Annotated in this window: 14 protein-coding genes; 1 reads left to right on the top strand and 13 read right to left on the bottom strand. The window is 45.3% G+C overall.

What is annotated here, in order from left to right; genetic code table 11:
• Nucleotides 1-8: 8 nt before the first annotated feature.
• From AC1DLM_RS11005 to AC1DLM_RS10945, 13 genes are all read right to left on the bottom strand, one after another.
• Nucleotides 9-1,310: a pyrimidine-nucleoside phosphorylase gene (locus AC1DLM_RS11005; RefSeq protein ID WP_441986823.1), complete on the bottom strand. Its 1,302-nt coding sequence runs from the start codon at nucleotides 1,308-1,310 to the stop codon at nucleotides 9-11.
• A 134-nt stretch (nucleotides 1,311-1,444) separates the two neighbouring features.
• Complete coding sequence (locus AC1DLM_RS11000) at nucleotides 1,445-1,828, bottom strand: cupredoxin domain-containing protein (protein ID WP_441986824.1); 384 nt, start codon at nucleotides 1,826-1,828, stop codon at nucleotides 1,445-1,447.
• Between the two features lie 147 nt (nucleotides 1,829-1,975).
• The gene (locus tag AC1DLM_RS10995) at nucleotides 1,976-2,422 is read right to left on the bottom strand and encodes a flagellar protein (RefSeq protein WP_441986825.1); all 447 of its coding nucleotides are present in this window, start codon (nucleotides 2,420-2,422) and stop codon (nucleotides 1,976-1,978) included.
• Nucleotides 2,423-2,578: 156 nt separating this feature from the next.
• Nucleotides 2,579-3,433: a purine-nucleoside phosphorylase gene (locus AC1DLM_RS10990; RefSeq protein WP_477569929.1), complete on the bottom strand. Its 855-nt coding sequence runs from the start codon at nucleotides 3,431-3,433 to the stop codon at nucleotides 2,579-2,581.
• A 43-nt stretch (nucleotides 3,434-3,476) separates the two neighbouring features.
• Entirely contained in the window at nucleotides 3,477-4,304 is an 828-nt protein-coding gene (locus AC1DLM_RS10985) for a purine-nucleoside phosphorylase (RefSeq protein WP_441986827.1), read from the bottom strand.
• A gap of 41 nt (nucleotides 4,305-4,345) precedes the next feature.
• On the bottom strand, nucleotides 4,346-5,521 hold the full coding sequence (gene deoB / locus AC1DLM_RS10980; RefSeq protein ID WP_441986828.1) for a phosphopentomutase: 1,176 nt from the start codon (nucleotides 5,519-5,521) through the stop codon (nucleotides 4,346-4,348).
• A 123-nt stretch (nucleotides 5,522-5,644) separates the two neighbouring features.
• Entirely contained in the window at nucleotides 5,645-6,541 is an 897-nt protein-coding gene (gene xerD, locus AC1DLM_RS10975; RefSeq protein WP_441986829.1) for a site-specific tyrosine recombinase XerD, read from the bottom strand.
• An 88-nt stretch (nucleotides 6,542-6,629) separates the two neighbouring features.
• The gene (locus AC1DLM_RS10970; protein WP_441986830.1) at nucleotides 6,630-6,866 is read right to left on the bottom strand and encodes a DUF4227 family protein; all 237 of its coding nucleotides are present in this window, start codon (nucleotides 6,864-6,866) and stop codon (nucleotides 6,630-6,632) included.
• A gap of 59 nt (nucleotides 6,867-6,925) precedes the next feature.
• Nucleotides 6,926-8,056: an alanine dehydrogenase gene (ald, locus tag AC1DLM_RS10965; RefSeq protein ID WP_441986831.1), complete on the bottom strand. Its 1,131-nt coding sequence runs from the start codon at nucleotides 8,054-8,056 to the stop codon at nucleotides 6,926-6,928.
• 276 nt (nucleotides 8,057-8,332) lie between these two features.
• Complete coding sequence (gene fur, locus AC1DLM_RS10960) at nucleotides 8,333-8,803, bottom strand: ferric iron uptake transcriptional regulator (RefSeq protein WP_441986832.1); 471 nt, start codon at nucleotides 8,801-8,803, stop codon at nucleotides 8,333-8,335.
• Between the two features lie 105 nt (nucleotides 8,804-8,908).
• A complete protein-coding gene (spoIIM, locus tag AC1DLM_RS10955) occupies nucleotides 8,909-9,550 on the bottom strand; it encodes a stage II sporulation protein M (RefSeq protein WP_312886239.1) in 642 nt (213 codons plus the stop codon).
• A gap of 61 nt (nucleotides 9,551-9,611) precedes the next feature.
• On the bottom strand, nucleotides 9,612-10,793 hold the full coding sequence (locus AC1DLM_RS10950; protein WP_441986833.1) for an endonuclease Q family protein: 1,182 nt from the start codon (nucleotides 10,791-10,793) through the stop codon (nucleotides 9,612-9,614).
• The gene (locus AC1DLM_RS10945) at nucleotides 10,794-11,348 is read right to left on the bottom strand and encodes an NUDIX hydrolase (protein ID WP_441986834.1); all 555 of its coding nucleotides are present in this window, start codon (nucleotides 11,346-11,348) and stop codon (nucleotides 10,794-10,796) included. It abuts the gene before it with no gap.
• Nucleotides 11,349-11,442: 94 nt separating this feature from the next.
• On the opposite strand from AC1DLM_RS10945, the gene mciZ reads away from it, so the two are divergent.
• Entirely contained in the window at nucleotides 11,443-11,634 is a 192-nt protein-coding gene (mciZ, locus tag AC1DLM_RS10940) for a Z-ring formation inhibitor MciZ (RefSeq protein ID WP_477569928.1), read from the top strand.
• Nucleotides 11,635-11,660 lie beyond the last annotated feature (26 nt).

Raw genomic sequence — 11,660 nt, 5'->3', positions numbered from 1 at the left:
TACGTCTGCTATTCGATTACATCATAAATTAATTGCTTCGGTGCAGGCTGAGTTGACGTGATCTTATAGGCATCTAGAATCATCACTTCAACCTCAGCTACATCGAGACGATTCGCATGGATGGTACAAATGGATTCCCCTATTTGAATGGCATCCCCTATTTTCTTATTCAACGTCAGTCCTACCGCGTAATCAATCAAGTCTTCCTTCTTCGCACGGCCCGCGCCAAGAACCATCGCTGCGATACCGATATTTTCCGCTTGAATCTCGTTAATGAAACCATCTAGTTGGGCAGTAACCTCGATATGATAAGCTGCCGTTGGCAATAACTCTGGCTGATCAACAATACGCGAGTCGCCGCCTTGGCTGGCAATAAAGCGCTTGAACGTATCCAATGCTTTCCCCTTGGAGATGATGTCACGAACAGCTTCCTGTGCCTCCTCAAAGGAGGTAAATACCTTACCGAGGACTGCCATATATGCCGCAACAGAAATCGCAACCTCCGTTAGCTCCTTGTCTCCTGCTCCGCGCAGTACATCGATAGATTCCCGAATTTCATTCGCATTTCCGATTTCGCGGCCAAGCGGCTGATCCATATCGGTAATCATCGCAATTGTTTTCCGATTCAGACGAGTTCCGATATCGACCATTGTACGAGCAAGTACTCTTGCATCCTCGACCGTTTTCATAAAAGCACCAGAGCCAATTTTCACATCCAATACAATCGCTTCAGCGCCAGAAGCTATTTTCTTACTCATGATAGAGCTAGCGATCAATGGGATCGAATCCACCGTTGCCGTTACATCACGTAAGGCATAGATTTTCTTATCTGCTGGAGCCAGATTGCCACTCTGTCCAACAATGGCAATTTTATTCGTGTTAACCGCTTCAATAAAGGCTTCCTTCGACAACTCGATTTGAAAACCTGGAATGGACTCCAATTTATCTAACGTACCACCTGTATGCCCTAGCCCTCTACCTGACATCTTGGCAACAGGTATTCCGAGCGAAGCCACAACTGGACCTACGATGAGGCTAACTTTATCTCCTACGCCCCCCGTCGAATGTTTATCCACTTTCACACCAGCAATCGCAGATAAATCAATCATTTCACCGGATCCTGCCATCGCGAGTGTAAGGAATGACGTTTCTTCATCTGTCATTCCGTTTAGAAAGGTCGCCATCAAGAAGGCGGACATTTGATAATCAGGAATACTCCCCGCGGTATATTCATTGATGATAAACGTAATTTCCTGTTCACTTAACGCTTCACCAACACGTTTCTTATGTATTAAATCAACCATTCTCATGATATTACCTCCTTAAAGTTTTCGCCAGAAAACTGACATCGTAAGCATCCACGTTTGCTTCCATCTTACATCAGAATTAGAAAAATGGAAAAGAGGGAGCTAATCAGCCCCCTCTAATCTGTTATCTATGAAGATTATTGTACAATTAGTTTGGATTTCATTTTGGCATGTCCTTCTCCGCAAGGAAGAACACAATCAATTTCATATGTACCTGGTTTGTCAAACGTAATTTCTTTCGAAGGGTTTTCTTTATCAAGTTTAATATCCAACCCAACAATTTCAACCGCATGTACGCCTTCTTTTAAAGATAAAGATACTTTCGTAGGCTCACCTTTTTTGATCGTGTACTCTGGCGCATCAAACTGCCAGTTTGATGCAACTAATTTTAGTTGTTGCATTTTACCAGCGGCAGCCTCAGCTTCCTGTGCCTCTTGGCGATCAGAAATATCTTGAAAGAGGACTCCCAGCCCCAATGCGCCCGCAAGTATAAATAGTACAAAGAAAATCCACTTTTGCATGCATATCCCCCTCATCGTGTGTTCACTTCATCTATTCTACCTAACATCAGAGAATAATCCCATATCTAGTCCGTGGCAAAAATTTGACTATTTCGTGACAGAATTGTGAACTGAACTCCATCTTACTATTGCCCATTCCACAGCAAATTACACGCGATTCCAACGATCACTAATTTTGAAACTACCCGTGTAACCCCGAGGTTTCGATTCAGGTTGCTTCATTTGCTGCTGTACGGATCCACTCTCTGAAAGCTTTCGAATATCACGAGTGATACGCGTGCTGCAACTTACACACAGTTTATGTTCACGAATTGGTTCCGCACAGGAAGCACATTGATAACTCAAATTAGGATAATCAGCGAGATGTAACTTCCCTTCCTTCATCCAAACTTGTAATTGAATATTGGAAACACCTGTAACAGCACAAACGTGCTCATTGGTAGAACGGTAATTTCTACGGAGATAATCCACACAATCCTTCAATTGATCGTTCATACTCGTGCTGCAATCCATGCATTGGTTGCGTAAATTTCTTTGAAACACTTTCCCGCAGCGCGGGCAATTGGCCACCATGAGTTCTTGAGGAACTGCCATCCTCCAACACATCCTTCTATGGAATAGGTAATCTCTCTCAGAGAAATTACCATCGAATATAGTTCTAATTAACTATATTCTACCATGAGTCCCATAGGAAGGATAGGTCTTTAGGCGGCCGAATTCACAAAATTTCACGATCTTTCCTGATCCAATTTATCCCAATTGTACTTCACGAACAAATGCTTTCACCAAAGCGATAAATTTGGGCTTCGTTCGATTCGCCACAGCCACAACCTGCTCATGTGTTAAGGGTTCAAGCTCCTCACCAATGGCCATATCTGTAATGCATGAAATGCCCAGCACTTTAAGGCCTGCATGGCGCGCAGCAATCACTTCACCTACTGTCGACATACCGATCGCATCGCCGCCGATACGCGCAAGCATCGTCAACTCTGCAGGCGTACAATAGGTAGGACCCGTAATGCCCGCATATACACCTTCCTGTAACTGGAGTGGCATGCCATCTTCTCCCACCACAGACGATGCCAACTCACGAGCAAGGCGGCGATAATCACGATTATAAGCTTCTGACATATCTGGGAAACGAACACCAAGCTCACCATGGTTCGGCCCAATCAGTGGGTTATCCCCCGTCATATTGATATGATCACTGATCAGCATCAAATCGCCAGCTTGGAAAGACCGGTTCATTCCTCCCGCCGCGTTCGTCATCACAACAGTCTGTACACCGATGGCTTTCATCACGTAAACAGGGAACACCACTTTTTTCATATCATAGCCTTCATAATAATGAAAACGGCCTTGCATCACGATAACTTGCTTGCCTTCCAAAGTACCAATTACAAAGCGGCCTTCATGGCCCTCAACTGTTGATACAGGGAAATGTGGAACGTCACTGTATTCGATCGCTATTGGCTGCTCTACCTGATTCGCCATATCGCCAAGTCCTGAGCCTAGAACGAGCCCAATAGTAGGCGACACGCCATCTAAACGCGATTTAATGAAGCTTGCAGCCTCATTAATTTGTTGAATGTAAGTCAATGTCATGTAGATCTCCTTATCTGCTTATAAAGGTTGTTTGAACACGCACTTATAGTGCCTCAATAATACCTAGGACTAGCTTCAAAAATTTAGGTTTAACTTTCTCCGTCGTCTCCATCACTTCTGCATGGGATAACGGTTGATCTAATATACCCGATGCCATGTTGGAAATACAAGAAAAGCCCAATACTTCGATGCCCGCATGACGAGCGACAATAACCTCAGGAACAGTTGACATCCCAACCGAGTCTCCACCCAGTGTGCGGAACATGCGAATTTCAGCAGGTGTTTCATAGTTAGGACCAAGCAGCCCTACATACACACCTTCTTGTAATTTAAAATCTTGTGTAGCCGCGACATCGTGCGCTAACTTACGCAGACGCTTACTGTAAGCCTCTGACATATCCGGGAAGCGAACGCCTAATGCAGAATCATTCGGTCCAATTAACGGGTTGCGGAACGTCATATTCAAATGGTCGCTGATGACCATGAGATCACCCACTTGATAGGTTTCATTGATTCCGCCAGCAGCATTAGTAACGATCAACGTTTGTACACCAAGCTCTTTCATTACACGTACTGGGAAAGAAACCGTCTCAGCGCCGTAACCTTCATAAGCATGGAAGCGCCCTTTCATTATGAGGACCTGCTTACCTTTAATCGAGCCTACAACCAGCTCTCCAGCATGTCCCTCAACAGTAGAGACTGGGAAATGCGGGATACGAGAATAGTCGATTACAATTGGCTCTTCTATCAAATCAGCAAGAACGCCAAGACCGGAACCGAGAATAAGACCAATTTGTGGTGTAATATTGGTTTCTTTTTTAATAAATGCTGCTGCTTCTTGAATTTCTTGAATCATGGATGTACCTGACATGTCATCATGCCTCCTCAAATTAATGTAAAACTCGACTTTATTTATTTCAAAAGATGAAGAAAACTCTCACCATTCTTTGTTGGTTCTACGCCAAAGTTGTCAGCGATCGTCGCGCCCAAATCTGCAAATGTTCCTCGGATTCCCAAGGAAACTGGCGATTGGAAGCTAGGGCTATACAGTAAAACGGGTACATACTCACGGGTATGGTCCGTCCCCGCATGCACAGGATCATTCCCATGATCCGCGGTCAAGATCAGCAGATCGTTCGGCCCAAGTCCCGCCTTCAGCTGTGGTACATAGACGTCAAATTCCTCTAACGCCTTTCCATAGCCTTCAGGATCACGTCGATGACCATACAAGGAATCGAAATCGACTAGATTGGTAAAAGCTAGGCCCTTAAATGAGGTTCCGAGCACGTCAATTGTTTGCTGAATGCCATCCAAATTACTTTTCGTTGAGATCGCTTTCGTGACCCCTTCTCCGTCAAAAATATCATTAATCTTGCCAATGGCAATGACATCCCATCCGGCATCCTTCAGTTGATTCATAACGGTAGGCTCAGGTGGCTTGACTGCATAATCATGTCGGTTAGGCGTTCGTTTGAATGACCCTGGCGTACCCAGATAAGGTCTTGCAATTACACGCCCTACGGCAAATTCATCTTGCATAGTTAGCCTGCGGGCAATCTCGCAAGCGCGATACAGCTCGTCTAACGGAATGATGTCTTCATGTGCGGCCAACTGGAACACACTATCAGCTGACGTGTAGACAATCCATGCGCCAGTCTTCATCTGTTCTTCGCCAAGCTCATCTAAAATCTCAGTCCCCGAAGCCGGTTTATTTCCGATTACTTTCCGACCTGTCTCTTGCTCAAATTGCGAGATCAAGGCTTCTGGAAATCCGTCAGGGAAAACTTTAAATGGTGTAGAAATACGTAACCCCATTAACTCCCAATGACCTGTCATCGTATCTTTGCCAACGGAAACCTCTGCCATTTTGCCATAATACCCTTCTGGCGATGATACCGGAGGAATCCCCTGAATGTCTGCAATATTTCCTAATCCCATTTGCTGCAAATGGGGCAGCGCGAAGCCGCTGACTCTCTCTGCAATATGACCTAGCGTATGAGCGCCAAGGTCGCCAAACTGATCAGCATCCGGCAATTCTCCGATGCCTACACTATCTAATACGATTAAACTAATTCGTTCAAAGCGCACCGATGTCCCTCCAAATCAATTCCTAATTGTAATGATATCCACCCTTCATTATCCCACTTCCAACCCGTGAATGCAAAACAGCAGCAATTCCGGTTGGAAGTGCCGCTGCCCTTCTGTCAACAATCATAAATGAGCCCTAGGGTGTGCTCGATTATAGACATCTTTCATTTTGATCTTCGTGACCTGCACATAGAGCTGTGTTGATGAAATATCGGAATGACCCAGCATTTCCTGAACAGATCGCAAATCCGCACCGTTTTCGATCAAATGTGCAGCGAAAGAATGTCTCAGTGTGTGCGGCGTAATTTCATTCGTAATTTCCGTCTCCAACGCATAGCGCTTCATAATTTTCCAAAAACCTTGTCTCGTCATTCGAGTACCTAAGTGCCCGATGAAGAGTGCTTCCTCGTCTACCGATCTTTTGAGCAGCTTGATGCGATAGTGCTGAATATAGGTATCAATGACCCGAATGGCAATGCCGCTAAGCGGAATCATCCGCTCTTTCTCTGCTTTGCCGATACAGCGAATGAAGCCCATCTCTAGGTTCACATCGGCTACATTCAATGCGACGAGTTCTGATACACGAATCCCTGTGGCATAGAGCAATTCAAGCATGGCTTTATCCCGTGCACCATTCACTTGCTCAGATTGAGGCGCCTCCAGCAACTTTTCAACTTCGAGAATAGTTAGAACCTTTGGAATCCTTTTTTCCAACTTAGGAACCTCGATGAAAATAGAAGGATCGGAATCAAGGAGCCGTTCCTTCACCATGTATTGGAAAAAGGAGCGTAATGAAACGCGTATTCGTGATAAAGTCGCTGATGCTCGTCCGAGCGTTTTTAATTGTGAGAGATAACTTCCAAGATGCACTTTCCCTGTTTCTCGCCAGCTTGTAACACCTTGCATCTCAAGATAGGCAACAAATTGAAGGAGATCCCTTTCGTAGGATTCGAGTGTATTCCGTGAAAGTCCTCGTTCAGTCGTTAGAAATTGGATGAAGGATTGTAGCTCACTCGTCATTATGTCAGTCTCTCCCTCGTTTACCTGCTATATCTATCATTCTATATAGCATTCCACGGTGACAAGAGAGATTCCTTTATTTTTCGCTTTACTCACCGTACCAATAAAACAAACGCAATCGCTCACTCATTGAACTCGAATCAAAAGATACATGCTCGCTTTGTCCGAATACCTTAACGGATTTGCCTGTCGGCGCTTTGTACTTGTTCACAGGCTGAATCCAGAGAGATACGGCTAACAGAACTTGATATAAGATGACCGTCAACGCCACAAAAACCAAGATATACTGTAATCGAACAATTAATTTCCGATAGGAAAAAATCATAGCTCGTCCCCCATGTCTATTCCATGTCTTAGGAACAGAATATGAGACTCGGCCCACGATTATGACAGGTCAATTAATTTGGTATAAGGCATTCCAAGCGCTTCAGCAACCGCTGGATGTGTGACACTGCCTTTGTACGTATTCACACCTAGTTGTAACGTGTAGTTCTCTGCTAAAGCTTGTGTGAAGCCTTTATTTGCCAACTCCAATGCGTAGGGCAAAGTGACATTCGTCAACGCAAGGGTTGAGGTACGTGGAACAGCTCCTGGCATATTGGCGACCGCATAATGCAAGACACCGAACTTTTCATAGGTTGGATCACTATGGGTGGTTACACGATCAATCGTTTCGATGGAACCCCCTTGATCGACAGCAACATCCACAATGACGGCACCTGGCTTCATACTCTGAACCATCGCCGCTGTCACTAATCGCGGTGCTCTTGCCCCTGGAATGAGCACTGCCCCAATGAGCAGATCTGCCTTTTGGACTGCGCTCGCAATATTATACGGATTGGACATCAATGTACGGAGATGCCCTCCGAAAATGTCATCCAAAGCTCGCATCCGGTCAGCACTTCGTTCAATAATAACGACATTAGCACCAAGTCCTAGTGCCATTTTGGCTGCATTCGTGCCTACGATCCCACCGCCTAGAATAATGACGTCTGCCGGTGGAACGCCAGGAACACCGCCAAGCAGAATGCCGCGGCCGCCATAAAATTTCTCGAGATAGTGGGCTCCTATTTGTACAGACATGCGCCCCGCAACCTCGCTCATAGGTGTTAGCAAGGGCAGGGAGCCATTCGGCAGTTGAATCGTCTCGTAGGCAATACCAGTTACTTTCTTCTCTAATAACTGAGCTGCAAGATCACCAGCTGCAGCTAAGTGCAAATAAGTAAATAGAATCTGGCCTTCTTTGAAGAAGCCATATTCAGCAGGCAACGGCTCCTTTACTTTCATGATCATATCACTTTGCGCCCATACTTCAGCGGCATATGCGATAATTGTAGCGCCTTCTTGCTTATAATCCTCATCTGAAAATCCACTGCCAATGCCTGCTCCCGCTTCGACCAACACACGATGACCGGACATTTGAAGCATCCCTGCACCGCCTGGTGTCAAAGCAACGCGATTCTCATTGTTCTTGATTTCTTTAGGAACGCCAACGACTAGGTTTGGTTTCGACATATTCGCCACCTTCTTCCTTCGGTTCAAATATAGAAATTATATGTTTCACACGATAAACCGGCTATATTTCTAGATAAACGCTACCGTCCCAGTAGGACGGCGGATCCGTTTATTTCGATTCGTCTATAATGTACCCAGACTCCCTTTCCAATTATGTGACTTTAAGCTAACTCTTAGCTACTATTTAGCATATGAAGTAAACACAAAAATGCCTGTATGCAATTGTCTGCATACAGGCATTTTCATAAGTTGAATAGCTTCCTTGCGGCAGCTGGTTTAGTGGGATTTCTCCAATGTGTCCGGTTTCCCTCGTTCGTTGCATCGATAGCAAATACCTTGGAAATCAAGACGATGATCTAAGACTTGGAAATGAAACTCAGTCTCTAACCGTTCTTCGAAAGGTCCGAGCCAGTCTTCCATGATTTCATCTACGGCTCCGCATTGCACGCAAATTAAGTGATGGTGATGATGTCGTGAATTATCGTCACGTAAGTCGTAACGAGCCACGCCGTCGCCAAAATTCATTTTCTCCAAGACATGCAGTTCGCTCAGAAGTTCTAACGTACGGTACACTGTTGCTAGCCCGATCTCTGGCGCTTTATCTTTCACAAGCATAAACACATCTTCTGCACTAAGATGATCTTGTTCATTCTCCAGTAGAACGCGAACAGTTGCTTCCCGTTGAGGTGTAAGCTTGTACCCCTGGGATTGTAGTTGTTGTTTAATTTTCTCGATCCTTGCTTCCATATGCCTCCCCCTCAGAAAGGTGGGCATCCTAGCCCATTTTTAGCCACTCTTTTCATTATAGGGGGAGCTTGCTGACAAAGTCAAACACAATCACAATTCATTTCATTACCCATAAACCCCCACCAGCATTGGGGTTACCCATTTCATCATGTATTGGGAGAAGTATCCTTCTAATAAGGCAGCTGCTAAAAGGAAGCCTCCCATCACTAAAGTGATCGTTGTATATCTCATGAAGGGTTGGTAAATGTTACCACTCCGACTCATAATTCTATGCTTTATCATATATAGCGAGAATGACATCGCAGCCACGCTGCAGAATAATATCGCTGGTATAACGATCAAATTTTGAGGAACAACGGCCACAAGCGCAAAAAGCATCCCTTTCCACGACATCTGACCCACGAGGTAACCAACCGTGAAGCCAATCAGCACACCTTTTAGAAAATCCAAAACTAAGATCAACGGTAAACCTATAATCGACAAACCAAATAACCAAATTAATAATATCCACTTCATATGCATACCGAAAGCTTGACTAAACGATTGCTGGCTGTCGATTTCGATGCCTTCATTAATTTCATGAAAAAAACTGCCCAAATGGCGGGTCATTTCCGTCCTCTGTTCTAAGGAAAGCGCATTAACCATGACGGCACCGAAAACAACGCCAATAACAAAGAGCACAGAGACGAATATAAATAACGGCAAATTATCCTTCATATATTGTTTCATCGTTAAGTTCCTATTCACACTCGCCACTCCCTCCTTGTACAACCCCTACAAAGACAAGCTTATGAGTGAAAAAGTAAAACTATGAATGATTTTTCACTTTGCCATACTTTCCGCCGCCGCCAACTTCGAGATGTAAGGTCCCTTCTCGAGCACTCACAAGGTACGCTGCAATCTCGTCCCCAACGACACTAGCTAACGCCTCCGGCGTTGCATGGTGCAAGACCTGCATTTCCGTTCCGAAATGACTTAGCAATTGGTCCAGCTTCTTCGGCCCCAATCCTGGGATGTACTCTAAGGGGACTTGAAAATGATACGGTGGTCGATGCGCTGGCTGATAAGACATCTCCCGATCTGCAATCGCCATGATTCGGTCCATGACGCCGCGCACAATTTTGGCACTGCCGCAATTCACACAGCGTTCCACAGCCGTTTCGCCATCGTCTAGTACAGCTTCGCAGACGCTGCAATAGGTTCGATGATACTTGCCTAATCGCGAGTTCAGGCCATAGTTGGCTGTGACACCTCGTCCATCCTGACGTCGAAGCGCTTTAACTAACTCATCAAACGTTGGTGCAGCAAGTTTCATCTGGTTGTATTCACGACCTATTTTGGCCAAGGAATGGGCGTCTGAATTCGTTATATAGGTGAAATCATCCAGCTCAGAGATGTACCCAGCCATTTCTGAATCCGCACTTAGCCCGAGTTCAACGGCAGGTATCTGCTTCACATCAAGCAATTCGTTCATGCAGCTTGTAGCGCTGCCATAGACGCTTTTGTGCGGCGTGAAGATGTGCGCAGGGATAAGGATGCCTCCTCGGCCCAGTACCTCTTCCTGAAGGTCACGTGCAGGCACGTAGATGCGCTGAGAACTAAGCTCCACATTTTTCATATGCCGGCTCATCCATCCCGTAAACTCCTGCATCACTTGAAGGTTCGGCATATAGGCCAAAACATGTGCTGGACCCATACCAGGGTCTCTGACTTCAATTTCACTCCCCAGGATGATGGACGTATCCCGATACCGAATTCCTCCACCTTCGAGCTCTGCCATGTCTCCCTTATCCAAATACATCATAATCTCCTCTTGGACTGACGGAGAGTGCGTATCGATGATGGAGATCATCTCCATCCCTTTGCGGTTCGCAGCTTCATGGGCAATATTGAAAAATGTGAGATTATTCGCTGCGCTAATTTTGACAGCTTGACCTTTCTCCGTCCGGCCAATATGAATATGCAGATCAACATAGTAATCCTTCAACATTTAGATCTGACCCGTTAACTTATATAACTGCCAAGCATACACTGCCATGATCGTTTTGGCGTCACTGATACGTCCCTCATGCATATACTGCTGAGCTTGTTCTAAGGTGATCGCTTCACAATCAAGGAATTCGTCCTCATCCGGGTTCGCTGTCCCCTTTACTAGATCTTCCGCTATGTATAAATGGATAATCTCATCTGCAAACCCAGGCGACGTGTAGAAAGAGCTTACCAATCGTATGTTATCTGACTTATATCCGGTCTCTTCCTCAAGCTCACGCAAAGCCGCTCTCAAAGGCTCCTCACCGCTGTCGAGCTTCCCCGCAGGGATTTCCACCTGACTCTTCTCAAGCGGCTTACGGTACTGCTCTACGACGATCATCTTATCCCGTAGGAGCGGGATCACCGCTACTGCGCCTGGATGCTTAACGATCTCACGAGAAGCTGTTCCTCCATTGGGCAATGTCACTTGATCTACTTGCAGGGAAATTATTTTACCCTTGAAAATCATTTCGCTGCTTATCGTCACTTCTTCAAATTTCTTATGGTCCGTCATTCGTGCACCTCATCCTCATTAATTGGTCTAACTTGTCCACATGCCGCATATCGTTCATTATATCAAATATTTTCCTGAAAAGAGGGTCTGAGATATGAAGAGCTATGTGAGTGCCAAACAAATCCGACTTGTAGGTAAAGCCTGGGAGATCAAATATCTGCTTCAGCAAATGCTTCAACAAGGAGATCCGAAGATACCATTGGTTGATTATTTAGCAGGCATGAACATATCTCAGAAGACTTCATCACAAGGACCTTCACATAAACTTCGAATCATCCATGCATGAACAAAAACGAAAACCGATTAGCCGCG

The sequence above is a fragment of the Paenibacillus sp. 01T442 genome (genome assembly GCF_056398345.1).
The sequence above is the reverse complement of the archived record's forward strand: the minus strand, read 5'-3'. Positions and strand labels throughout refer to the sequence as shown.